Origin of the sequence: Xanthomonas sp. BRIP62415, from assembly GCF_003993515.1 — a bacterium.
Classification (GTDB): Bacteria; Pseudomonadota; Gammaproteobacteria; order Xanthomonadales; family Xanthomonadaceae; genus Xanthomonas; species Xanthomonas euroxanthea.
In genome coordinates, this window is record NZ_QEZH01000032.1 from 125,595 (window position 1) to 150,006 (window position 24,412).

At 67.7% G+C, this 24,412-nt stretch carries 20 protein-coding genes; 10 read left to right on the forward strand and 10 right to left on the reverse strand.

Annotated features, from left to right (window positions below; translation table 11 throughout):
* Positions 1 to 96: 96 nt before the first annotated feature.
* The 4 genes from EO141_RS17725 to EO141_RS17740 all read left to right on the forward strand — a co-directional run bounded on the left by EO141_RS17725 (position 97) and on the right by EO141_RS17740 (position 4,929).
* Positions 97 to 1,035, forward strand: coding sequence for a LysR family transcriptional regulator (locus EO141_RS17725; RefSeq protein ID WP_104583889.1), 939 nt, complete (start codon positions 97 to 99; stop codon positions 1,033 to 1,035).
* Entirely contained in the window at positions 1,035 to 1,700 is a 666-nt protein-coding gene (locus EO141_RS17730; RefSeq protein WP_127169835.1) for an epoxyqueuosine reductase QueH, read from the forward strand. Before EO141_RS17725 ends, EO141_RS17730 begins: the two co-directional genes overlap by 1 nt.
* A 120-nt stretch (positions 1,701 to 1,820) precedes the next feature.
* Complete coding sequence (locus EO141_RS17735) at positions 1,821 to 2,696, forward strand: methylenetetrahydrofolate reductase (RefSeq protein ID WP_164739304.1); 876 nt, start codon at positions 1,821 to 1,823, stop codon at positions 2,694 to 2,696.
* 274 nt (positions 2,697 to 2,970) lie between these two features.
* A complete protein-coding gene (locus tag EO141_RS17740) occupies positions 2,971 to 4,929 on the forward strand; it encodes a choice-of-anchor X domain-containing protein (protein ID WP_164739281.1) in 1,959 nt (652 codons plus the stop codon).
* A gap of 298 nt (positions 4,930 to 5,227) precedes the next feature.
* Here the strand turns inward: EO141_RS17740 and EO141_RS17745 are convergent, their stop codons facing one another.
* From EO141_RS17745 to EO141_RS17775, 7 genes are all read right to left on the reverse strand, one after another.
* The gene (locus EO141_RS17745; protein ID WP_127169837.1) at positions 5,228 to 6,367 is read right to left on the reverse strand and encodes an MFS transporter; all 1,140 of its coding nucleotides are present in this window, start codon (positions 6,365 to 6,367) and stop codon (positions 5,228 to 5,230) included.
* A gap of 133 nt (positions 6,368 to 6,500) precedes the next feature.
* Positions 6,501 to 7,352 carry a formyltetrahydrofolate deformylase gene (purU, locus tag EO141_RS17750; RefSeq protein WP_164739282.1) on the reverse strand — a complete coding sequence of 284 codons (852 nt, stop codon included), beginning with the start codon at positions 7,350 to 7,352 and terminating at the stop codon, positions 6,501 to 6,503.
* A gap of 68 nt (positions 7,353 to 7,420) precedes the next feature.
* Positions 7,421 to 7,813 (reverse strand): XVIPCD domain-containing protein, encoded by a 393-nt coding sequence (locus EO141_RS17755; RefSeq protein ID WP_104583895.1) that lies wholly within the window; start codon positions 7,811 to 7,813, stop codon positions 7,421 to 7,423.
* 384 nt (positions 7,814 to 8,197) lie between these two features.
* The gene (locus tag EO141_RS17760; RefSeq protein WP_104583896.1) at positions 8,198 to 9,073 is read right to left on the reverse strand and encodes an NAD(P)-dependent oxidoreductase; all 876 of its coding nucleotides are present in this window, start codon (positions 9,071 to 9,073) and stop codon (positions 8,198 to 8,200) included.
* 81 nt (positions 9,074 to 9,154) lie between these two features.
* A complete protein-coding gene (locus EO141_RS17765; RefSeq protein WP_164739305.1) occupies positions 9,155 to 10,273 on the reverse strand; it encodes an NADH:flavin oxidoreductase/NADH oxidase in 1,119 nt (372 codons plus the stop codon).
* 60 nt (positions 10,274 to 10,333) lie between these two features.
* The gene (locus tag EO141_RS17770; protein WP_127169840.1) at positions 10,334 to 11,215 is read right to left on the reverse strand and encodes an NAD-dependent protein deacetylase; all 882 of its coding nucleotides are present in this window, start codon (positions 11,213 to 11,215) and stop codon (positions 10,334 to 10,336) included.
* Positions 11,212 to 11,832: a TetR/AcrR family transcriptional regulator gene (locus tag EO141_RS17775; RefSeq protein ID WP_127169908.1), complete on the reverse strand. Its 621-nt coding sequence runs from the start codon at positions 11,830 to 11,832 to the stop codon at positions 11,212 to 11,214. Before EO141_RS17775 ends, EO141_RS17770 begins: the two co-directional genes overlap by 4 nt.
* A 344-nt stretch (positions 11,833 to 12,176) precedes the next feature.
* Here EO141_RS17775 and EO141_RS17780 point away from each other — a divergent pair, with 344 nt between their 5' ends.
* Together EO141_RS17780 and EO141_RS17785 are read left to right on the forward strand one after the other, a co-directional pair.
* Complete coding sequence (locus tag EO141_RS17780) at positions 12,177 to 14,660, forward strand: TonB-dependent receptor (RefSeq protein ID WP_241236686.1); 2,484 nt, start codon at positions 12,177 to 12,179, stop codon at positions 14,658 to 14,660.
* Between the two features lie 101 nt (positions 14,661 to 14,761).
* Positions 14,762 to 15,772 (forward strand): nuclease, encoded by a 1,011-nt coding sequence (locus tag EO141_RS17785; RefSeq protein ID WP_127169841.1) that lies wholly within the window; start codon positions 14,762 to 14,764, stop codon positions 15,770 to 15,772.
* Between the two features lie 376 nt (positions 15,773 to 16,148).
* Here the strand turns inward: EO141_RS17785 and EO141_RS17795 are convergent, their stop codons facing one another.
* Positions 16,149 to 17,435: an MFS transporter gene (locus tag EO141_RS17795; protein WP_206514821.1), complete on the reverse strand. Its 1,287-nt coding sequence runs from the start codon at positions 17,433 to 17,435 to the stop codon at positions 16,149 to 16,151.
* Between the two features lie 96 nt (positions 17,436 to 17,531).
* Between EO141_RS17795 and EO141_RS17800 the strand changes: the two genes are divergently transcribed.
* Positions 17,532 to 18,419, forward strand: coding sequence for a LysR family transcriptional regulator (locus EO141_RS17800; protein ID WP_115675692.1), 888 nt, complete (start codon positions 17,532 to 17,534; stop codon positions 18,417 to 18,419).
* A 411-nt stretch (positions 18,420 to 18,830) separates the two neighbouring features.
* Positions 18,831 to 19,499: a hypothetical protein gene (locus EO141_RS17805; RefSeq protein WP_127169843.1), complete on the forward strand. Its 669-nt coding sequence runs from the start codon at positions 18,831 to 18,833 to the stop codon at positions 19,497 to 19,499.
* A gap of 18 nt (positions 19,500 to 19,517) precedes the next feature.
* Here the strand turns inward: EO141_RS17805 and EO141_RS17810 are convergent, their stop codons facing one another.
* Positions 19,518 to 20,324 (reverse strand): TatD family hydrolase, encoded by an 807-nt coding sequence (locus EO141_RS17810; protein ID WP_127169844.1) that lies wholly within the window; start codon positions 20,322 to 20,324, stop codon positions 19,518 to 19,520.
* 665 nt (positions 20,325 to 20,989) lie between these two features.
* Positions 20,990 to 21,907: a LysR family transcriptional regulator gene (locus EO141_RS17815; RefSeq protein WP_104583904.1), complete on the reverse strand. Its 918-nt coding sequence runs from the start codon at positions 21,905 to 21,907 to the stop codon at positions 20,990 to 20,992.
* A gap of 127 nt (positions 21,908 to 22,034) precedes the next feature.
* Between EO141_RS17815 and EO141_RS17820 the strand changes: the two genes are divergently transcribed.
* Together EO141_RS17820 and EO141_RS17825 are read left to right on the forward strand one after the other, a co-directional pair.
* A complete protein-coding gene (locus EO141_RS17820) occupies positions 22,035 to 23,087 on the forward strand; it encodes an aromatic ring-hydroxylating dioxygenase subunit alpha (protein ID WP_126972219.1) in 1,053 nt (350 codons plus the stop codon).
* A gap of 17 nt (positions 23,088 to 23,104) precedes the next feature.
* Positions 23,105 to 24,064, forward strand: a complete 960-nt coding sequence (locus tag EO141_RS17825) for a PDR/VanB family oxidoreductase (protein WP_164739284.1) — start codon at positions 23,105 to 23,107, stop codon at positions 24,062 to 24,064.
* The last annotated feature ends 348 nt before the right edge of the window (positions 24,065 to 24,412 follow it).

Consider the following 24,412-nt stretch of genomic DNA (forward strand, 5'->3'; position numbering starts at 1 on the left):
GGGGTTGACCTGAAACGACGAACCCCGATGCTAGGGCTCGCATTCAATGAAGTAAAATGGTGTTATTTCAACAATCCATGAATTCGGATCATCTGAATGCTTGAGCGCATCCATCTCACCATCGTCCAGCAGGTCGAGCAGCAAGGCTCGCTGACCGCCGCCGCAGGTGTGCTGAACCTGACCCAGTCGGCGCTGAGCCACAGCATGAAGAAGCTGGAGCAGCAGCTGGGCACCGACGTGTGGCTGCGCGAAGGCCGCAACCTGCGCCTGACCCAGGCGGGCCAGTACCTGCTGGCGGTGGCCAACCGGGTGCTGCCGCAACTGGACCTGGCCGAAGAGCGCCTGGGGCAGTTCGCGCAGGGCGAACGCGGCGCGCTGCGCATCGGCATGGAGTGCCATCCCTGCTACCAGTGGCTGCTCAAGCTGGTGGCGCCCTACCTGGCCACCTGGCCGGACGTGGATGTGGACGTCAAGCAGAAGTTCCAGTTCGGCGGCATCGGCGCGCTGTTCGGCTACGAGATCGACCTGCTGGTCACGCCCGACCCGCTGTACAAGCCCGGGCTGCGGTTCGAGCCGGTGTTCGACTACGAGCAGGTGCTGGTCGTGGCCAAGGGCCATGCGCTGGCGTCGGCGGCCTACGTCAAGCCCCAGCAGCTGACCCGGGAGGTGCTGATCAGCTATCCGGTGGACCTGGAGCGCCTGGACATCTACAGCCAGTTCCTGCTGCCGGCCGGGGTCACGCCCCGGCGCCACAAGGCCATCGAGACCACCGACATCATGATGCAGATGGTCGCCAGCGGCCGCGGCGTGGCCGCGATGCCACGCTGGCTTGTGGAGGAATATGCGTCCAGGATGGACGTGGTGCCGGTGCGGCTGGGCGCGCGCGGCATCCCCAAGCAGATCTTCCTGGGCGCACGCGAGGCGGATATCGCCGTCGACTACCTGCGTGCCTTCATCGAACTGGCGCGCCAGCCCGCCAATGGCACCGCCAACACCACCGCCGACACAACGACCACTCCGCCGGGAGCCCACTGATGGACAGCATCGCCACGCGCACGCCACTTCCACTGCCTGCCGGCCACGACAAGGTCTTGCTGCATTCCTGCTGCGCGCCATGCTCGGGTGAGGTGATGGAGGCCATGCTGGCGTCCGGCGTCGACTACACCATCTTCTTCTACAACCCCAACATTCATCCGCGCAAGGAATACGAGCTGCGCAAGGACGAGAACATCCGCTTTGCGCAGCAGTGCGGCGTGCCCTTCGTCGATGCCGACTACGATCGGGACAACTGGTTCGAGCGGGCCCGCGGGATGGAGAACGAACCCGAACGCGGCATCCGGTGCACGATGTGCTTCGACATGCGGTTCGAACGCACCGCGCTGTATGCGCACGAACACGGCTTTCCGGTGATCACCAGCTCCCTGGGCATCTCGCGCTGGAAGAACATGCAGCAGATCAACGACTGCGGCGTTCGCGCTGCGGCCAGGTATCCCGGCCTGATGTACTGGGAGTACAACTGGCGCAAGGGCGGCGGTTCTTCGCGCATGGTCGAGATCAGCAAGCGCGAGAACTTCTATCAGCAGGAATACTGCGGCTGCGTCTACTCGCTGCGTGACACCAACCGGCGCCGCGCCGAAAGCGGTCGCAATCGCATACAACTGGGCGTGAAATTCTATGGCGATGGGGAACAGCAAGACTAAGCGCCTCGCCAGGGCAGCAGCGCTGTCCGGGATTTCAGTCTATGTCATGGCGCCCTTCCCGCTCGCCCAGCGCCCACGTAGCGGCGCCACCCAATGACCACCAACGCACGGCAAGATCGTTTGACTCATCCGGATACGCACCGCCTGGCCAGCACCATCACCGATGCCTATTCCCTGGAGGTCAGCGCAACCGACATTGCCGGGCTGAGCGCAGCGGCGCCCGCGATCATGCGTGGCGCGACCATTGCCATCCCCTACCTGCCCAACCAGGACGACGCCGCGCGGCTGGCCGCCGCATGCATGGTGCGCAAGCTCGGCTTTGCGCCCATGCCGCACCTGTCCGCGCGCCGCATCGGCTCGCGCGACGCACTGCACGCCTTCGTCAGGCGCGCCGTCGATGAGGCTGGCGTCGAGCGTTGCCTGGTGATCGCGGGCGATCCGCCGTCGCCGATCGGGCCGTTTCCGGACAGCGTGTCGCTGATCGACACCGGGGTCTTCGAGCGCTGCGGCATCCGGACCATCGCCGTGGCAGGGCATCCGGAAGGACATCCGGGCATGCCTGCAAGCGAGCGCTGGGATGTGCTGGAACGCAAGTGTCGCAGCATCGCCGAGCGCGGCATGGCACCGCTGATCGTCACCCAGTTCGCCTTCGATGCCGACCTCGTGCTGACGTGGTTGCACGCGCTGCGCGCGCGTGGCATCGCACACCCCGTGCGGGTGGGCGTGCCTGGTCCCGCCGGCGTGGCGGTGCTTGCACGCTATGCCGCACGCTGCGGTGTCGGCGCCTGCACCGCGATGCTGTCCAAGTACGGCATCTCGCTGGGCAAGCTGTTGGGCACCGCCGGGCCGGATCGCTTTGTCGATTGCCTGGCCACCGGCCTCACCGGAGCGCATGGAGAGGTCAGCCTGCACTTCTTCCCGTTCGGCGGCATCGCGCAGACGGTCGCGTGGGTGGAGCAGTACCGCGCCCGCACCGCGCCGCACCGCGCCGACTGACACCTGCCGGGCACGCCGCGCGTCATCGGCCGCAGACCTCGAATGGGCGAGCACGAACGTGCGGGTGGGCGAGCTGTCCACGACCTGGATCACAGTCTGGACTGCTTCATTTCTGTGGCTGTGCTTGCGGCGCGCCGGGTGCTGCAGCGCACAGCGGACCTGTCACACGGGCGCGGTATAACCATCGGCGAATCGCGGCGAGGGGGCGCTGCATCCGGTGTCGTTGCACTGCGCGACGGCATCGCTTCTGCAACGTTCAAGGAGAGATGTCGCCATGCCGAAGCCGTCGCTGTTGTCCTTGCTGTGCACCCTGTCGCTGGTTTCCCTGCCGCTTGCCGCGGCCGAGCTGCAGCCCAAACAACTGGCTGGCCCGCCGGAGGAGTTCGCGCAGATGCGCGCACCCGACCCGGCCGAGTCGGCGATTCTGTCCAAGAGCGCCTTGCTGCCGGTGGAACTGACGCCAGCCGGCAACTCCGCACGCTGGCAAGGCACGCTGCCGGTGGAAAACGGCCATCTGCGTTTCATGGTGCTGGCCGGTGACCAGCCGTGGGAGGCGGCGGTGACTGCACCACGCATTGCCGGCGCGCGCGCGGCCGCCGTTGCTCTGCAACTGCAGGCGCAGCGCACGCTGCTGGGCACCGCAGAAAGCGGCACCAGCGGCATGCGCTATGCGGTGGAATCGGCGCAGAACGGAGCGTGGTCGCTGACCCTGCAATCGGCAGCGCCGGTGGCGCAACGCGGCTATGTGCTGATGGAAGGCGATGCACGCACGCAGCTGGCCTCGTACCCGCGCCATCGCCGGCAGCAGGTCGGCCAGACGCTGACGCTCAACGCACTGCTCAGCGGCAACGATGCGCGCGGTGCCACCCTGCTTGCCGCACAGGCCGGGCAGATCGACACAGCGAGCCTGCGCGTGATCGATCCGCAAGGAGGCATCCGCACGGTGCCGATGGCAGACGACGGGCAACACGACGATGGTGCTGCCGGCGACGGCGTGTATGGCGGCACGTTCCAACCGACAGCCGAAGGCACCTGGATTGCGCAGGTGATGGTGCGCGGTCACGACCAGGCCGGGCAGCCATTCGTGCGGACCAGCGAGCACGTGTTGCCGGTGCTGGACACCTCGCTGCGCCTGCTCGGCAATGCCCTGAGCGCACGTGCGGCCGACGGCACACGGCTCAACATTGCCTTGCCCATCGCCGCACGCGGCAAGGCCCCGTCGCATTACCGCGTGTTCGGCCAGGTCTGGGGCACCGATGCCAAGGGCAGGCAGGTGCCGGTGGCATGGATCGGCGGCATGCTGACGCCGCAGCAAGGCCAGCTGCCGTTGAGCCTGGACGAACGCTGGGTCGCGCGTGCCGGCGCGCGTGCGCCGTTTACGCTGCGCGGGCTGCGCATCGAAGACCCGGACCATTACATCCCGCTGGTACAGGCTGACACGCTGCCGTTGCAGCTGCCCGCGTTGCGCCGTGCCAGCATCGCGCGGTCTGCCGGTGCCATCGACGAAAGCATGCGCATGGGGCCGCGCCCGACAACGCTGGCCCGCGCCAGTGCGATGGCGCAGCCGCAGGCCACGGGGTCGCAACTGGTGCTGGTGCATGGCTATTGCTCCAACGGCGTGTGGCCGCAGGCGCAGTTCACCAACGCGTCCTCGTTTATCGATGCCAAACAGAACCGCAGCAACGACCAGTTCGCGCAGCGGCTGGCGCAGTTTGCCAGTCAGTGGTCCTCGTTCGCGACGGTGGCGCACAGCCAGGGCGGCATGGCCGCGCTGCATCTGTACACCTACTACTGGAGCGGGCTGGATAACGCCACCGGTGGGAGGGTGATGCAGTCGGTCGGCACGCCGTACCAGGGCACCAATCTGTCCGGCATTCTGGCGGCGGTGGGCTCGTGGTTCGGGGTGGGCTGCGGCACCAATACCGACCTGACCTACGACGGCGCCAAGGCCTGGCTGGCCGGCATTCCGGCCGATGCGCGCGCCAAGGTGAACTACTACACCACCTCGTTCGCCAAGACCAACTGGTACACCAACGACTACTGCAACGCCGCCTCGGACCTGGTGTTGAACGACCCGGAAGACGGCACCGTGGAGCAGGTCAACGCGCAGCTTCCGGGCGGCGTGAACCGTGGCCACACCACCGGGCAATGCCACACCACCGGCATGCGCGACCCGGCGCAGTATCTGGACGCAAGCCGCAATGCAGTGATGAACGCCAACGCTGCGAAGTGATGCGGCATCCATTGCAGGGTCCGTGGCCGCCCACCACGCACGCCGTACATGCGTGCGTGGTGGTTCCGATGCGGCCTCCCGCCTCGGCTCCCGCGAAGGTGGGCGGACAAGCCCCCACTGCGACGAGGTCCGCTTGATGCGGGCAGCGCACACCGCGCTGCCTGCCATCCACCGCCTGCTCGGGCTGCACGGTCCCGACGACATTGACGAACCTGCACCCCGCCCTTCGTAGAAGCGTGCCAGCGCGCGACGCACATTGCCAAAGAGTCACCGACTGCAGGTCGGTGACCCAGCACACTCACACCCTCAACCAATGCGTCGACACCGCCACGCCCACCATCAACACCGCGACACCGAGCAGGGCGCCGACCAGGCCGATGCCATGCGCGGCGAAACCGATCAGCGCCGGCCCGGCCAGGATGCCGGCGTAGCCCAGGGTGGTGACCGCGGTGATGGCGATGCTCTCCGGCATGCGCGTCTGGTTGCCGGCCAGCGAAAACAGGGCCGGCACGATATTGGCGCAGCCCAGGCCGACCAGCACGTAACCGGCCAGCGAGGCCTGCCACGGGCTCACCAGCGTGAGCACCAGGAAGCCGGCGCTGGCCAGCAGCGCGCCCACAACGATCGAGCGGATGCGCCCCAGGCGCTCCACCACCGCATCGCCGAGCAGGCGCGCCACCGTCATGGTCAATGCAAACGCCACATAGCCCACGCCGGCGGTGCTCGGGGCAACCTGGTGCACATCGGCCAGGAACACCGAGCTCCAGTCCAGGATGGTGCCTTCGGCCAGAAACACCACAAACGCCAGGATGCCGATGAACAGCACGATGCCCCTGGGCAGGGCCAGCAACGGCCCCTGCTGCGCCACGCGCTCGGTGCGCCAGTGGCGCACCGACAGCACGCCGACCACGAGCATGGCGATCACCCCGGCGAGCGCCGCGCTCAGCGGGGAAACCCGCGCCGACAGCAGCAAGGTCATCGCGCCGGCGCCAACGAAACCGCCGATGCTGAAGAACGCATGGAATCCGGACATCATCGCGCGCCGGGCATCGCGCTCGACCACCACCGCCTGCATGTTCATCGCGCAATCCATCGCGCCCACGCCGGCACCGAACGCGAACAGCACCGCGCCCAGCACCCACGGATCGGCGACAACGGCCAGCAATGGCAGGCTGATGCAGATCAGCGCCGCCGTCACCCCCATGACCGCACGGAAGCCGAAGCGGGCCGACAAGGCACCGGCCAGCGGCATCGCCAGAAACGAGCCTGCCCCCAGGCACAACAGGATCAGGCCGAGCGCGCCATCGTCCACGCCGGTCCTGGCTTTGGCAAACGGCACCAGCACCGCCCAGATCGCGGCAGCAAAGCCGGGAATGAAGAACGCCGCGCGGGTGGCGTGCTGTTGCGCGCGAGCGCTGGAGCCGGGGACAAGCGACATGCAGGCAATTCCAGAAGGGAGCGGCGAACCGAGTGCGACGGTGGCGCCAGGCCGGCGCGTTCGCGGGCCGGGTGTGGCCTGCGCACTGCTCCACTGCGCGTACTGCGACCGTCCGTGGGGATATGCGAGGGTGCTAGCGAAACACCACCGTGCGATGGCCATTGAGCACGATGCGGTGTTCGACATGGCGACGCACGGCACGCGCGAGCACCAGCGATTCGGTGTCGCTCCCCAGCCGCACCAGGTCGCGCGGCGTCATCGCGTGATCCACGCGCGCCACGTCCTGTTCGATGATCGGGCCTTCGTCCAGGTCTTCGGTAACGTAGTGCGCGGTGGCACCGATGATCTTGACCCCGCGTGCGTGCGCCTGGTGATACGGCTGCGCGCCCTTGAAGCTGGGCAGGAAGCTGTGATGGATATTGATCGCGCGCCCCGCCAATGCGCGGCACAACGTCGGCGACAGGATCTGCATGTAGCGCGCCAGCACCACCAGATCGATCTGCAGCGCTTCGATGAGGGCAAGCAGCTGCGCTTCCTGCGCAGCGCGCGTGTCGGCGCTCACCGGCAGATGGTGGAAGGCAATGCCGTAGGAGGCGGCCAGCGGCGCGAAATCGGCGTGGTTGGACACCACGGCGGCGATATCCACCGGCAATTGCCGGCTGTGCATGCGGAACAGCAGATCGTTGAGGCAATGCCCCTGCTTGCTCACCAGCACCAGCAGCCGCGCGCGACGGCGCGCATCGTGCAGCTGCCAGTCCATCTGGAATTCCTCGGCCAGCTGCGCAAAGCGGCGTTCCAGCCCGGCAATTTCGGTGCCCGGTGGCTTGTCAAAGTGCACGCGCAGGAAGAAACGGCCACTCTCGTCGTCGCCGAACTGCTGTGCGTCGAGGATGTTGCAGGCCAGGTCGAACAGCAGGCCGGTCACGCGATAGACGATGCCGGTGCGGTCGGGGCAGGACAGGGTGAGGATGTAGTCGGAGCGCATCGGCACAATGATAGCCAATGCACCCGGCTGCGGGCGCAGTGCTTGCGCCCGTAACTTTCCCGTGCGGCTCAGCGCGGCGGCAGGCGCAGCATCAGTCGGCGGTTGATGTCGTCCAGTTGCGCCATCGATGCCTCCACCGAGGTTTCCATCGCTTCCTGGGTGGTGATGTGCGCACGCAGATGCGCGGGGTCGGCCAGTTCGCCACGCACCAGGAACACGTTTTCGCCCACCTCGCCGACGTGCCGGCTGAGCACCACGTAATCCACCTGGTCGAAGCCATGCTGCTTGGCCAGCGGCAGCAGGCGCGCGGCCATGCGCACACTGGCCTCGTCGGTGGGTTTGTCCAACTCGGCATCGAGCACGGCCACCGCTTCGCGGATCTGCGCAAACAGATAGTGGTCCGGATGCTCGGGATGGTCCGGGCCCACCGGGCCCTGGTCGACGACCGGTGCGGCGGTCATCGTCTACCACCGGCGTAGCGCAGTGCGCGCGGTGTGCGCCCGGTCGAACCGAGCGTGATATGCAGGTGTCGCATCGCATCCTCCCTGGAGCGGCGGCTGTCACGAGCCGGCATTTTAGAAGGTCTGCTGCATGTTTAGGTGAGTGAGAGATGGGCTGTGCTGCTTTGAAGCGACGCGGCCTGAGCGTGGGCGGCAGATGTCGCTGACGGCATGCGAAATCTGCTGCACATGGGCTTCGCCCCGTACCCTCACCTTGACCCCCGCTCCGCGCCCCCTGCCCGCGCTGAAGCACGGGCGTTTCAAGGCACGCACGCCAGTGACGCGCAAGCGGTGCCTTCCCGCTTCGCCGAGAGCGGGGCTAGCTCCGCCTTGCGGATGCGGCGATCAGGCCTGCCCTGCCCGCCGCGCCGATACCTCTGCCAGCACGGCCCAGTCGGCGTTGCCGTCGCCATGGGCGATCGCCTCGTCCAGGCCGGCGCGCAGCAACTCGCCCAGCGGCATCGGCACCTGCTTGTCGGCACCGGCCTGGATCGCCAGGTCCACGTCCTTGCGCCCCAGGGTGGCGGTGAAGCCGGCCGGCAGATAGGCGCGCTGCATGATCAGGCGGCCATAGCCCTGGTACGCGGGTGCGGCGAACAGGGTGCTGGTGAGCATGCCCAGGAACTGGGTGGCGTCCACGCCGTGGCCGCGTGCCAGCGCGCTGGCTTCGGCCATGGCGCCGATCGCGCTGGCCAGGCAGAAGTTGGCCGCCAGCTTGACCGCATTGGCCTGCTCGGGGGTGCGGCCGATCTCCCAGGTGCGTTGACCGAGCACGTCGAACATCGGCTGCACGCGCGCTAACGCCGCCTCGTCGCCGGCGGCCAGGATGTTGAGCTTGCCGGCTTCGGCCACATCGACGCGGCCAAGCACCGGTGCGGCCACGTAGGCCACGCCGCGCTCGGCATGCAGGGCGGTCAACTCGTGCGCCAATGCCACCGAGATGGTGGCCATGTTGACGTGCACGCTGCCCGCCGGCAGCGCGTCCAGCACACCATGTTCCAGCAGGGTCGCGCGCACCGCGTTGTCGTCGGCCAGCATCGAAAACAGCAGCGGGCCATGCGCGGCGTCGCGCGGTGCATCCACCACCGTGGCGCCGGCCTCGCGCAGCGATTGCGCGCGCCCGGGCGAACGGTTCCACACACTCAGTTCGAACCCGCCGCGCAGCAGGTTGTGCGCCATCGGCAGGCCCATCGTGCCCAAGCCCAGAAATCCTATCGGCATCTGTTTTCCTTATGCGATCTTGCGTCAAAAGCGGCAATCCAGACACCGCACGCTCTGCTTCTTTACCACTCCCTGCGTTAATCAGCTGGCGAACACGCCACGCGCATCGCGTGGCTCGCAGCGCAGGTATTGCGGCGCGGGTGTGACCGAGGCGCCCAGTGCAGCGGCCGCATGCCACGGCCAGCGCGGGTCGTACAGGATGCCGCGCGCCAGCGCGATCGCATCGGCCTGGCCGTCCTGCAGGATCGCCTCGGCCTGCGCCGGCTCGGTGATCAGGCCCACGCCGATCACCGGCGTGTCGACCTGCGCCTTGATCTGTTGCGCAAACGGAATCTGGTAGCCCGCCTGCACCGGAATCTGCTGGCGCGGATCCAGCCCGCCGCTGGAGACATGGATGTAGTGCGCACCGCGCGCATCCAGCGCCTTGGACAAGGCGATGCTCTGCTCGACATCCCAGCCGCCCTCCACCCAATCGGTGGCCGAGATGCGCACGCCGATGGCGATCTTGTCCGACACCGCCGCGCGCACCGCATCGAAGATGCGCAGCGTCAGCCGCATGCGGTTTTCCAGCGAACCGCCATACGCATCGCTGCGCTGGTTGCTCAGCGGCGACAGGAACTGATGCATCAGATACCCGTGCGCGGCATGCAGTTCGATCAACTCAAGACCCAGGCGTTCGGCGCGCTGCGCCGCATCGACAAAGGCCTGCACCACCGCATCGATGCCGGCATCGTCCAATGCCTGCGGCAGCGGCTGGCCGTCACCGAACGCCAGCGCCGATGCGGACACGGTCTGCCAGCCATGCGCGTGATCCGGCGCGATCGCCGCGCCGCCGTTCCACGGCAGATCGGTGGAGGCCTTGCGCCCGGCGTGTGCCAGTTGGATGCCGATCGGCATCGGCGACCAGCGCCGCACCGATTGCAGTACCTCATCCAGTGCCTGCTCGGTGGCATCGTCGTACAGGCCAAGGTCCGCATAGGAGATGCGCCCCTGCGGCTGCACCGCGGCCGCTTCCAGGATCAGCAGGCCGGCACCGGATTGCGACAAGGTGCCCAGATGGATGCGGTGCCAGTCGCTGGCGCGGCCGTCCTGCGCGGAGTACTGGCACATCGGGGCGATGACGATCCGGTTGGCGAGCGCAAGCGGACCGAAGCGAATGGGAGAGAACAGCTGGCTCAAGAGGGCATCCACAGATGACACGGGGGTGCCCATTGCACTGCGCCGCGCGCGTGGGCACAACCGCTGCGATGGATCACTGCGTCATGCCGAGCGCGCACTGGCGTCATTGACGCTGCGTGCAAGCAACGGATCGAACGGCGCGTGCAGGAATGCCAACGCCTGCGCGCACGACTGTTCGACCTTCAGGCTGAGCAGCTCGTCCGCACGGGTGCGCCCGAAGTTGAGCGCGGCGATCGGCAGGCCGTTGCGTGCAGCGGTCTGCACGAAACGAAAGCCCGAATACACCATCAGCGACGAGCCCACCACCAGCACCGCATCGGCCGCCTGCAGATGCGCAAACGCGCGCTCCACACGCTCGCGCGGCACGTTCTCGCCAAAGAACACCACATCCGGCTTCAGCACGCCGCCGCACACCGGGCACGGCGGCACCACAAAATGGTCGAAGGCCACATCGTCCAGGTCCGCATCGCCATCGGGCGCCTGCGCCGCGTCCAGGTCGGCCCAGCCGGGGTTGGCCCGTTCCAACAGCAGCTGGAAATCGGTACGCGGCATGCGCCGCTCGCAGCCCATGCAGCGCACCACATCGAGCCGGCCATGCAGGTCGATCACCGCCTGGCTGCCGGCCGCCTGGTGCAGGCGGTCGACGTTTTGCGTCAGCAGCACTTCCAGCTGGCCGCGCGCTTCCAGCGCGGCCAGTGCGTGATGGGTGGCGTTGGGCCGCGCCAGGCCGAAACGCGGCCAGCCGACCAGGCTGCGCGCCCAGTAGCGCTGCCGCGTGGACAGCTCGCCCATGAAGGCCTGGAACGTCACCGGTTGCGGGCGCTTCCAGCCGCCTTGCAGATCGCGGTAATCGGGGATGCCCGAATCGGTGCTGCAACCGGCGCCGGTGAGCACGAACAGGCGCCGGTGGCCTTCGATGAAGTCCTGCAGCGGGTTGCCGTCCTGCACCGGTGACGCCGTCATCGTGCAACTCCGGTGGCCGTGAGGTAACTGTGCAGCAACACCACCAGTTGCGCCTGAAGCGGCGCAATCCGCACAGCCGGCGCGCCATCCTCGAGCAGGCTCTTCAACGGCCCGGTGATGGCCGCCATGCCGATCTCGGCCACCGCCTGGCAATCGTCGAAGCGCATATCCGAGGCGGTGGCGAGCGCGGCGGCGAACGCCTGCTGCGAGCGCCGGCGCGCCTGCGCGCCCAGGATGGCGCCACCATGCAGCTCGGCAATGGCGTACAGCGCGCGCGAGACATCCACATGCTGCAGCTTGGCCTGCACGAAGGCGCGCACCAGCGCCTGGCACTGCTGCGCAAGCGTGCGCCCGTGCTGTTGCGCGCAGGCCAGCTCCACCGCATCGATCACCGTCTGCAGATGCCACTGCAGCAGCGCGATCAACATCGCCTGACGATTGGGGTAGTACTGGTACACGCTGCCGACCGACACGCCGGCGCGCTCGGCCACCCGCGTGGTGGTGCAGCCCTGCAGGCCGTCGGCCACCAACACCTGGATGCTGGCCTGGCGAATGACCTCCACGGTGGCGCGCGAGCGCGCTTGCTGCGGGGCTTTACGCGGTGCGGGCAGGGGCAGGGAGGTGCTCACGAATGCGAATGTCCACATGGATGGATGGCACATAGTCTGGGGGCCTTCTGCCTGATTCCAAGGAAGCGCCTCGTCCAGCTCCGCCCCGGTGGCGCTGATCGCCGACGCCGGCCGCGCTTGATGCCTTCACCGCCCGCCGCGTACGGTTGAAACCGCTTGAAAACAGGCGCCACGTCACAAATCGCGGTGCCGGATCACGCAGTTAGCGTGATCCGGTGCACACGCAACGCTGCGGAAACATGGCGCCGCGACAGTGGGCAGCTCCCCCGCTACCCCCCATCCCTGCCATGCCCTACACCCACACCCGGACGCGCTCCGGAGTGCGTCGTGCCGTGTCGCGTCGTCCGCTCGTCGTCGCGCTGGCACTGACCCTGGCCACCCCCGCGCTCGCGCAGGAAGCCGCGCCCGCCACGCCTGCCACCCGCAAGAGCGAGGACGGCATCTTCTCGCTGGACCGGATGATCGTCACCGGCGCCGGTCAGGCCCAGAACCAGTTCGATGCCTCGTACGCGATCACCGCGCTGACCGCCGAGCAGATCGACAAGCTGGCCCCGCTCAACCTCGCCAGCCTGATCGGCTCGATGCCGGGCATCTATGCCGAATCCACCGGCGGCGAAGTGCAGAACGTCTACCGCATCCGCGGCATTCCCGACGAGGGCTCGTTTGCGGTGATCCAGGAAGACGGCATCAGCCCCTACCCGGACAACAACGGCTACTTCTACAAGACCGAAGGCCTGGTGCGCCCGGACCTGATGGTCGAATCGGTGGAGACCGTGCGCGGCGGGCCCTCGCCGATCTTCGCCTCCAATGCCGCGGCCATCGTCAACTTCGTCACCCGCCAGGGCGGCGACACACCCGAAGGCGCGGTGCGCACCACTGTCGGCGACACCGGGCTGTACCGGCTCGACGGCTATTGGTCGGGCAAGCTGGCCGACGGCTGGTATCTGGCTGCCGGCGGCTTCGTGCGCCGCAACGACGGCTACCGCGACGTGGACTTTCCGGCCGACGAGGGCGGGCAGTTCCGCATGAACCTCACGCACACGCTGGACCACGGCAAGATCACCTTCACTGCCAAACATCTGGACGACAAGAATGCGTTCTACATGCCGATCCCGCTGTACGACCCGCGCGACACCTCGCGTTCGCTGGACCCGTTGATCGACCGCTTCACCGGCACCTTGAGCACCGCGCAACTGAAGCGCGCCAGCATCGTGTCCAGCGATGCCAACGGCGCGCCGCAGCGCGAACTGCGCGACCTGTCCGATGGCCGCCACATGAAGTTCAACCATCTGGGCGCGAACCTGGACCTGGCCTTCGACAATGGCTGGAGCCTGTCCAACAAGGCCATCGTCAATCGCCTGGACATGACCTTCGACGCGCTGTATTCCAGCAATGCGCCGCAGGACGCCAGCGCGTATGCCAACAGCCGCCGCGCTGCCGCCAGCGCCGCGTTTCCCGGCCTGAGCTCGCTGGGCTACGTCTACACCGACGATGGCAGCCGCTTCGATCCGGCCAGCACCGACGGCCTGGTGATCCAGGGCCAGTACCGCGCCATGAACGTGCGTGCCGATTCGTTTGCCGACGACCTGCGCCTGCATCGCCGCTTCGACTGGGGCGGCGACACCCACGACATCACGTTGGGCGTATACGGCGCCTACTACGCGCGTTCCTACAATTCGCGTTACCAGAGCTATCTGTTGGAGATGCGGCAGAACCCGCGCACCATCGACCTGCTCGGCTACGACGCGGCCGGCAACGTGGTCGGCGGCGTGACCAAGGACGGTGTGGTGATCTATGGCGCCGACCGCACCCAGGGCAAGGCCTACACCAGCATGCTGGCGCCCTACATCGCCGACACCTGGCAGGTGACCGATGCGCTGCGCCTGGAAGCCGGCGTGCGTCACGAGCGCTACCGCTACCGCGCCTGGAGCATGCTGCGCAGCACCGGCAACCTGGGCATGGCCGACACCCTGGCCGACGATGCCGCGCGCCTGTTCACCGGGGCCCGCGCGCACACCGCGCTGGACGTGGGCGTGACCAACTGGACCGCGGGTTTCAACTACGACATCAACCCGACGGTCGGCATCTATGGCCGCGCCTCGCGTGCGCACCGCGCGCCCAGCGAGGGCGCCAACGAAGGCAACGTCAACATCCCCACCGCCGACCAGTTCGAGCTCGGCACCAAGCTCAACTTCGACACCCTGGACGTGTTCGCCACCGCCTTCTACACCAAGTACGACCCATACAATATCGGCACCAGCGCGGTGAACCCGCAGACCGGCGCGGCCGAATCCAAGGACTACCGCGGCAGCGTCACCAACCCCGGCATCGAACTGGCAGCGGTGTGGACGCCGGCGCAGTGGCTGCGTTTGGATGCCAACCTGACCTACAACGACACCAAGGTCTCCGACCTCACCGAGGTGGTGGCCAACGGAGCAGTGGCGGTGGTCGATGTGGACGGCAACATGCCCAACCGCCAGCCGAAGCTGTACGGCAATGCCGGCCCGACGCTGTTCTTCAGCACCGGCGCGTTCGACTGGGAAACCTCGTTGCGCTATGCCTACGTCGGCAAGCGCTACGCCGACCTGGAGAACACCACCGAGCTGGCCGCCTACGACACCCTGGCGGCCAACATCCTGGTGCGCAACGGGCCGTGGGATGTGCAGCTGTCGGTCGACAACCTGACCAACACCTTTGCGCTGACCGAAGGCAACCCGCGCACCGACACCATCTCCGGCCAGGGCACGCGCGAACCGATCTACGGCCGCCCGATCTACGAGCGCAACTCGCGGCTGGTGGTGACTTACCACTTCTGAGTGCACCGACGTCCGGGGTGTCGCAGCCTCGCTACCAGCGCTCCACTTCCCGATCCATCGCCTGCAGCGTGGCATACGCACTGCAGGCCACAAGGACTGCCATGACACCTTCCCCTCTTGCCTGTGCGCTGCTGTTTGCGGCAGCGACCTGTTCCGGCAATGCCGCCGCCTGGGGCCACCGTGCGCACGCGGCCATCGACAGCGCCGCCGTGCAGGCACTGCCCGACGACGGCCCGGTCTTCCTCAAACAATACGCGCAGGTGATTGCCAACGGCGCCACGCTGCCGGATGGCTGGCGCAGCGAGAGCGAGCCGTTTCTCAAGATCGAAGAAGACCCCAACCACGGCTGGTTCCGCGAGCAGTTCGCCTTCATGCAACACCCGCCGCGCTCGCGTTACGCCTTCGTGCTGGCGCTGTATGACGAACAGCGGCGCATCGCCAGCAGCGACCCGCAACGGGCGCAGCGCATGAACGTACGCTGGGCCGGCACCTTGCCGTACGCGGCCACCGAAGGCTACCAACGCATCGTGGCAACCATGCGGCAACTCCGCGCGCTGCGTGCCAAGGGCCAGGACACCCGCGAGCTCGAACGCACCTGCGCGTTCTACGTCAGCTGGTTCGCGCACTACATCGGCGATGGCGCGCAGCCGCAGCACGACAGCATCCACCACGACGGCTGGCAGGGGCCGAACCCGAACGGCTACAGCACCGACCCGAAGGTGCACGGCAAGTTCGAGAGCGATTACGTGGACAAGATTGCGCTGACCCCGCAGGACCTGCTGAGCCGCATGCCGGCCCTGGCGCATCAGCAGGGCGATGTGTTCGAGCAGATCCTGGACTTTCTCGACGTGGGCACCGGCCGTGTCGAGCAGGTCTATCGCCTGGAAAAGGCCGGCGCGTTCGACGATGCCTCCAGCAGCGACGGCCGCGCGATGGTCTACCGCACCGCCGGCGATGGCGCGGCGATGCTGCGCGACCTGCTGGTGCGCGCCTGGCGCGAAAGCGCGCTGCAACCAGAAACATCCACGTTGCCGCGCAGCATGGACCCCAGCCATCCGCAGTACGACCCGGCCACCGGATCTGCACCTGCCGGCAGGTCGCCCACCGCATGACCGCCGTTGGCGACATCGGCTGCCGCCAGCGGCGTGCCGACCTGCGCGCCGGCACCGCTCGCTGCGCGCCTGTCGGCAGGACGGCGCAACGGGCCCTGCGGCTCGGTCCTGCCGTCACGCGGCGTCAATGGACCTTGTTGAGCTGTTGGACAAAGCGCAGCAGATCCTGATTGACAAGCGCTGCCACCGGCAACCGCGCGCGCCAGCTTTTACGACTCCCGACTCCCGACTCCCGACTCCCGACTCCCGATTCCCGATTCCCGATTCCCGATTCCGCCAGGCCAACCACCCGCATGCCGGGCACGCCCATGCGACGCGCAGCTGGCGTCCATATCGGCCTCGGTGGTTCCCGGATGCTCGCGCCGGTCGCTCCGCATCACTCGCCGCGTGCGGGATGCGGCGCAAAGCGCCCGTACGGCCGCGCGTCGTCGGCGCGCTGGCGTAGCACGTAGGCCGCCGCGAAGGCGAGCGCCAGCAAGGTCAGGCACATGCCGACCAGGGCGCCCCAGCCACCGTGCTGCCAGAACCAGCCGCCGAGCGCGCCGATCACGCTGGAGCCGGCGTAGTACGCCAGCAGATACAGCGATGCGGCATGGCTGCGGTGCGCACCGCCGAGCCGGCTCACCCACGCGCTGGCGGCCGAATGCGCGATGAAAAAGCCGATCGTCAGCAGCACGATGCCGGCCACCACCAGCGCCAGCACATGCGCCAGGGTCAGTGCCACGCCGAGCACGCACAGCACGATACCGGTGCTGACCACCGGGCCGCGCCCGAAGCGATCCGACGCCGCGCCGGCCACCGACGAACTGACGATGCCGAACACATAGGCGCTGAAGATCATGCCGATCTGGCTCTGGCTCAGGCCGAATTCCGGCCCGCCCAGCCGGAAGCCGGCGTAGTTGTAGAGGCACACGAACACGCCCATCAGCAGGAACGGCAGCGCGAACAGGAACGGCAGGTTGCGATCGCGCAGATGCCCGGCCCAGGCGCGCAGATGGAAGCGCAGATTGATGCCGTGCCGGCGCACGAAGTTGCGCGACGGCGGCAGCAACCAAAAGAATGCCAGCGCGCACAGCAGGTCGAACACGCTCAACATCGCCAGTGCAGTGCGCCAGTCGTAGTGATCGGTCAGCACGCTCATCACGATGCGTCCGCTCATGCCGCCAAAGGCATTGCCGGCCACATACAGGCCGGTGGCGGCGCCCATCTTGTTGGCCGGCAGCTCTTCGCCCAGATACACCATCGCCACCGCCGGCACCCCGCCCAGCGCGATACCGGACAAGGTACGCACCAGCACCAACGTGCCCCAGTGCGGCAGGAACGCGGCGAGCAGGTTGAGCAGTGCGGCCAGCGCGATCGACACGAACATCAGCCCGCGCCGGCCCAGGTTCTCTGACACCGCGCCGGCGCAGAAGATCGCCAGGGCCAGCGCGCCGGTGGCCAGCGACAACGGCAGCGAGGCGGTGGCCGCGTCCACGCCGAAGGCGCGCGCAAACTCGGGCAGCACCGGCTGCACGCTGTACAGCAGCGAGAAGGTGGCAAAGCCGGCCAGGAACAAGGCCAGCCGGATGCGGCCGCTGGCGGGTGCGTCGGCGGCGGGTGCGTCGGCAGGGCCGGCGTGCGTGCCCGGCGAGCTGCCGGCGTGGCGATCAGGAGAGGACACGGGCGCAGCATCGAGACAGGGACGGCGAGTATTCGCCCGCTACGACCCCCTGTCCAATATATGATGCTGGCAGTTGCCATATGCAGGACAGATAGCATGGAACTTCGCCACTTGCGCTATTTCCTGGCCGTCGCCGAAGAGGGCAACTTCACCCGGGCCGCAGCGCGGGTGGGGATCGGCCAGCCGCCGTTGAGCCAGCAGATCCAGGCGCTGGAGCGCGATCTGGGCACGCCGCTGTTCCGGCGCACCCACAGCGGCGCCGAGCTGACCCCGGCCGGCGAGGCCTTCCTGGTCGAGGTGCGCCGCGTGCTCGCCGACGTGGAGCGCGCCGCAGAAACCGCGCGGCGGGTGGCGCGTGGCGAATCCGGCCGGCTGCGCCTGGGCTTCACCGCCTCGGCCGCCTTCAATCCGGTGGTGCCGCATCTGATCCGCGACTTTCGCCGGCAATGGCCGCGGGTGGAGCTGTTGCTGGAAGAAACCAATACCGCCGGACTGCTGGTGGCCCTGGCCGAAGGCCGCCTGGACGCGGCCTTCGTGCGCTACGGCCTGAGCACGCCGCCCGACCTGCAACTGCTGCGCTTTGCCGACGAGCCGATGAAGATCGCCGTGCCCACCGCGCATCGGCTGGCCGCCCGCAACAGCGCGCCGTTGGCGGCGCTGGCGGGCGAGCCGTTCATCCTGTTCCCGCGCAGCTTCGGTTCCAGCCTGTACGACGAGATCCTCGCCGCCTGCCGGCAATCCGGCGTGACCTTGCGCATCACCCAGGAAGCGCCGCAGATGTCGTCCATCGTCAACCTGGTCGCCGCCGAACTGGGCGTGTCGGTGGTGCCCGCCTCCACCGCCCAGCTGCAACTGCCCGGCGTGCGCTATCTGGAGATCGAAGGCCAGATGCCGCTGGCCCGGCTCGCGCTGGCGGTATCGCCGGGCGCCCTGGACACGGCGCCGCTGGTCCGACATCTGTGGGCCCTGGCGGAAGTGCTTTAAGCGAGGTTACGTTGCGCCAATAACAGCGAACGCACCGCGGCTGTTGTAGGAGCGCACCTGGGCGCGATGTGGCTGTCCCGGTAACGCCCTCGCGCACGAGTGCGCTCCTACCCGCAGGCAGGCTTACGTTGCTGGGTCGCGTTCCTCACCACCGGCTCTAGCGCTGGCTTTTTTGAGCCGACATCTGACTAACACACCCTGTCAGCCACACAAGCGACCGCTGATCTTGTAGAAGTGCGCATGCGCACGATGCGGCTGGCCTGCAGACATCATCGCGACTGAAGCCTCTGCCACAGACATCACGCGCCTCGCTATCGCTGGCAGATGCTCTACAGAATTCGAACACATGGCTTGACCTCAACCGCGATTGAGGTCGTTCAATGCCCGCTTCTTCCACCACCTGCGCCTGCCATGCATCTTCGTCACCTGTTGCTGCCCTGCCTCGACCCCGACCTCAGCCTGCGCTTCTATCGGGACGTGCTGCAGCTGCCGCAACACGGCAACAGCGTTCGCATCGGCTGGAGCACGCTAGAATGCGTACAGGCGCAGCAGCCGGTGGGCAGTGTGCATCTGGCGTTCAACGTGGCGCCCTCGCGCTTCGACGCCGCTGCGCAGTGGATTGGCGCACGCAGCAACCTACTTGCCGATCCGCACGGCCGCCGGCAGTTTCGACTGGATGGCGTGTGGCAATCGCACTCGGTGTATTTCGCCGGCCCCGATGGCGCGGTGCTGGAGTTGATCGCGCGCCAGGCGGTGCGGGACGTGGTCACCGGCGACGGCGCGTTCCACGGCGAAGAACTGCTGTGTCTGAGCGAGATCGGGCTGCCCAGCAACGATGTCGCGGTGGTGACCAGCAGCGTCGCCCATCACTTCGGCGTTCGGCCATTTGCGCCGGCGGTCGAGGGCTTTGCCGCGCTGGGCGACGATGATGGCTTGTTGATCGTGGTCGATCAGGCACGCCGCTGGTTTCCGCAGCAGCGGCAGCTGCCATGGGCCAGCGGCGTGCGGGTCAGCGTGGATGCACCGCAACTGGGGCTGCGCCTGCGCGATGCGCAGGGCTGGGAGTTGCTGGCGGCGTGATCGCCCACGCCGCGCACCTCATGCCGCGGCTGCAGGCGCAGGAAGACGGAAAAATGCCCGCGCGGCCGCGGTGCTGTTGGCCGCAGTCAGCGCCGCGTCCTCGCCACGATCGCGCGCGAGTTCTTCGACGATATGCGACAAGAACCTTGGCTCGTTGCGGCGGTCCTTGGGCATCGGCTTGAGCGTGCGCGGCAGCAGGTAGGGCGCATCGGTTTCGATCATCAACCGGTTGGCCGGAATATTGCGCACCAGCTCGCGCAGATGCCCACCGCGGCGCTCGTCGCACAGCCAGCCGGTGATGCCGATGTAGTAATCGCGGTCCAGGTACGCGAACAGCTCATCGCGGGTGCCGGTGAAGCAATGCACCACGGCCGCGCCCAGGCGGCCATCGAAGCTGCGCATGATCGACAGGAAATCGTCGTGCGCCTCGCGCTGGTGCAGGAACAGCGGCTTGCCGTTGTCGGCGGCCAATTGCAGCTGGCGCTCGAAGGCCTTGTGCTGCGCCGGCCGCGGAGCGAAATCGCGAAAATAATCCAGCCCGCATTCGCCCACCGCCACCACCTGCGGATGCGCGTGCAGCGTGCGCATTTCGGCCTCGCATTCGGCGGTGAATTCCACTGCGTGGTGCGGGTGCACGCCGGCGGTGGCATAGAGGAATCCGGGGTGCTGCTGGGCCAGCTGCAAGGCCAGCGGCGAATGTTCCCGGCTGGCGCCAGTGATCACCAGTTGCGCAACGCCTGCCTCGCGTGCGCGTTGCAGCACTGCGTCGCGGTCGCGGTCGAAGGAGTCGTGGGTGAGGTTGGCGCCGATATCGATCAACTGCATGCTGCGGTGTCGCCTGAAAGAGCAGATGTGATTGTACTGGGTGGACGTTGCCCTCATCCGCCCTGCGGGCACCTTCTCCCGCAAGCGGGAGAAGGGAGACACACGGCGTCAGCTGCGTGTTATCGGCGGTGCCTGCATGCGAGTGGCACCTCATCCGCCCTGCGGACACCTTCCCCCGCAGGCGGGAGAAGGGAAACACACGGCGTCAGCTGCGTGTATCGGCGGTGCCTGCATGCGAGTGGCAGTACCGGTATGCCCTCGTCTGCCCTGCGGGCACCTTCTCCCGCAGGCGGGAGAAGGGAGACACACTGCGTCAGCTGCGTGTTATCGGCGGTGCCTGCATGCGAGTGGCGGTACCTGTATGCCCTCATCCGCCCTGCGGGCACCTTCTCCCGCAGGCGGGAGAAGGGAGACACACGGCGCGAGCTGCGTGTATCGGCGGTGCCTGCATGCGAATGGCAGTACCGGTATGCCCTCATCTGCCCTGCGGGCACCTTCTCCCGCGGGCGGGAGAAGGGAGACACACGGCGTCAGCTGCGTGTTATCGGCGGTGCCTGCATGCGAGTGGCAGTACCGGCATGCCATCGGCCTGCATGAACGCACGGTCTTTCCCCTCTCCCGCCTGCGGGAGAGGGGCAGGGGTGAGGGCCGCTTGCGCAGCACACTCACCCCACCACCGGCACCACCATCGCATCGATCTTCGCCGCCAGCGCCTGGATCGCCAGTTGCGCCGAGCGCGAGAGTTGCCGCTGCGGGGCCACGCACAGCGCCAGCGTCATCGGCTTGGTCAGGTGGCGGCGGAACGGCACGAACGCCAGCCGGCCGTCGGCCACATCCGGTGCGGCATCCAGCCACGACATCAGGCCCACGCCGGCACCGGCGCGCACCAGCCCGCGCAAGGTGCGCACGTCGTTGCAGTGAGTCAGCCGCTTCACGTCGATGTGCTGGCGCTGGTACAGCACCTTGGCATGCTCGCCGACGATCAACGGCGCGGCCGGCAGCAGCAGGCGATGCTCCAGCGTTTCGCTCAGCTGCAGCTCGGTGCGGGTGCTGAGCGGGTGGCCGACCGGCATCGCGATGCCCAGCGGGATGTCGGCAAAGGCGCGCACTTCCAGGTCCACACTGCTCACCGGGTCCAGCAGCAGGCCGATGTCCACATCGGCCGAGGTCACCATTTCCATCACCCGCTGGTTGCGCGCGGTGGACAGGTTGAAGGTGATGCCGGGGTACTCCTGCACCAATGCCGCCACCGCTGCCGGCACCACGCCCTCGCTGAGCGCGTCGATCATGGCGATCTCCACATGCCCGCGGCGCAGCCCCTTGAGCTCGTCGAAGCGCTCCAGGGTGCGGGCGTAGGCCTTCTCCCAGCCGCGTACGTCCACCAGCAGCAGCTCGCCGGCGGCGGTCAGGCGCAGCCGCCCGGGCAGGCGCTCGAACAGCTGCGCGCCCAGCTCCTCCTCGGCCTTGAGGATCTGCCGGTCGATCGCCGAGGCCGACACGTGCAGCACCTCCGAGGCCTTGCGGATGCTGCCGCAGCGGGCCACCTCGATGAAGTAACGGGTGAAGCGGGAAAAGGTCAGCATGCGGCGGGGCCCGGTTGGTGTTGCATTTTTTGCAATGGCTTGGCTGAAAATCGATGTTTGATAACACACCCCCGGCTTCCTAGAGTCAATCCGGCACCGCTCCCGCCCTCCGCCAGAGACTGGACCCATGGATGTCGCCGTCCCCGCCCTGCCGCTGCACTGCACCTTCGCCGCCGCCGATTGGCAACGCCTGGCCCAGCACTGGCACGCGGTGGCGCTGAGCAGCGAGGTGGGCGAGGCGCCATTCAAGGCCACCCTGCTGGACGAGCCGCTGGTGCTGTACCGGCTGGGCCAGGAGCTGGTGGCCGCGCGCGATGTCTGCCCGCACCGCGGCGTGCCGCTGAGCATGGGCACCGCCGATGGCGGCGGCGTGGTCTGCGCCTATCACGGGCTGCGCTTCGGCGCGGGCGGGCGCTGCAACCACATCCCGGCCAGTCCCAATCAGAACATCCCGGCCAAGATGCGCCTGCACACCTATGCGGTGGCCGAGCGCTATGGCCTGATCTGGGTCTGCCTTGCCAAGCCGGCCGGCGTCAGCGAGGCCGAGGTGCAGATCCCGCCGATGCCGGGCTGGGACGAGGAGGGTTTCCAGCAGATCGTCTGCCCGGCGTTCGATATCGGCGGCAGTGCCGCGCGCCAGCTGGAAGGCTTCATCGACGTGGCGCATTTCGCCTTCGTGCACACCGCCACCTTTGCCCAGCCGGACAAGCGCGAGGTGCCGGCCTACACCACCACCGAAACGCCGACCGGCTTCAATGCCGACTATCTGAGCTCGGTGGCCAATTATTCGGTGGACATGCCGCTGCCGGACGTGGACCCCAACTTCCAGTGGCTACGCCATTTCGAGGTGCACCTGCCGTTCACCGCCACCCTCACCATCCACTTCCCGGTGCCGGGCAAGCGGCTGGTGATCATGAACGCGGCCAGCCCGGTGTCCAAGCACAAGACGCGCCTGCTGGTGCCGATTGCGCGCAACTTCGACACCCATCTGCCGGTGGAGGACGTGCACGCCTTCAACCTGCGCGTGTTCGAGGAAGACCGCGCCATGGTCGAGGCGCAGCGCCCCGAATACCTGCCGCTGGACCCGCTGCTGGAAGTGCATATCCCGGCCGACCGCAGTTCCATCGCCTATCGCCGTGGCCTGCGCAGCCAGGGCTATAGCGACTTTTTCCTGCGTTGACCGCCGAGGAGCACGCCATGCAGTTGCACGAGGTGCGCGTTGCCGAGGTCGTCGACCAGGGCCATCGCCAACGCGCGATCCGGCTGGAGCCGGTCGGCGCGCAATTGCCGGCCTTCGAGGCCGGCGCGCATGTGGACCTGCATCTGCCCGACGGCATGATCCGCCAGTATTCGATCGCCAGCGCGCCGCATGTGCGTGACCACTATCTGCTGTGCGTGAAGCTGGCCGACGCCTCGCGCGGCGGCTCGCGGCATCTGTGCGAGCAGCTGAGCACCGGCGACCGCCTGCGCATCTCCACACCGCGCAACCTGTTTCCCCTGCATCCGGGCGAGCGCCATGTCCTGCTGGCCGCCGGCATCGGCATTACCCCGCTGCTATCGATGGCCGAAGCGCTGGAAGCGCGTGGCGAGCCCTTCGTGCTGCATTACTACGCGCGCCGGCACGCCGATGTGGCGTTCGGGCAGCGGCTGCAGCAGGGCTTCACGCACGGCCAGGTGCAGGTGCATCTGAGCGACGGCGGCGAAAGCCCGCGCGTGCATGTGCCCGACGAACTGGCACAGGCACGTGCGCGCGACCAGCTGTACCTGTGCGGGCCGGCCGCCTTCATGGACCACTTCACGGCGCTCGCCAAGGCGCACGGCTGGACGTCCGAGCAACTGCACCGCGAACACTTCGCCGCCGCCGCACCCGGCCTGACCCACGATGCCGACAGCACCTTCGAAGTGGAACTGGCCGCCAGCGGCCGCGTGGTGCAGGTGCCGGCCGACTGCAGCATCGCCAGCGCCCTGCTGGATGCCGGCATCGAGGTACCGCTGTCCTGCGAGCAAGGCATGTGTGGCGCCTGCCTGACCGGCGTGATTGCCGGAACGCCCGACCACCGCGACAGTGTGCTCAGCGACAGCGAGCACGCGCAGAACCGGCAGATCACGCTGTGCTGTTCGCGTAGCCGCACGCCGCGGCTGGTGCTGGATCTTTGAAGGTGCCTGTCTGTCGTGACTGCCTAAGCAGTGACATTGCCACCACGGCTGTGCACGCGTGACGACTGCACTGACCGATGCAGCCGGCGACCACGGCGCATGACAACCCGCGATGCCGATGAGCCCGACACACTGCCCAGCGTCGCAAGGGCACAGTGTCTGTCCGGGACAGCGAGGCAATGCGCACCGCGCAGGTCCCGCACGTATCGTGTGCCCGACGTCGGAGAGCACTCCGTCCATGCAGCGTGATTGTTTGCGATGCCCCTGTGCGTGTCACGCCGGATGTGCGGACGCGCAGCATGCAATGCAGCGCGTCCGCAAGCCGCGGCGCTGGAAGCCAGGCTCCGC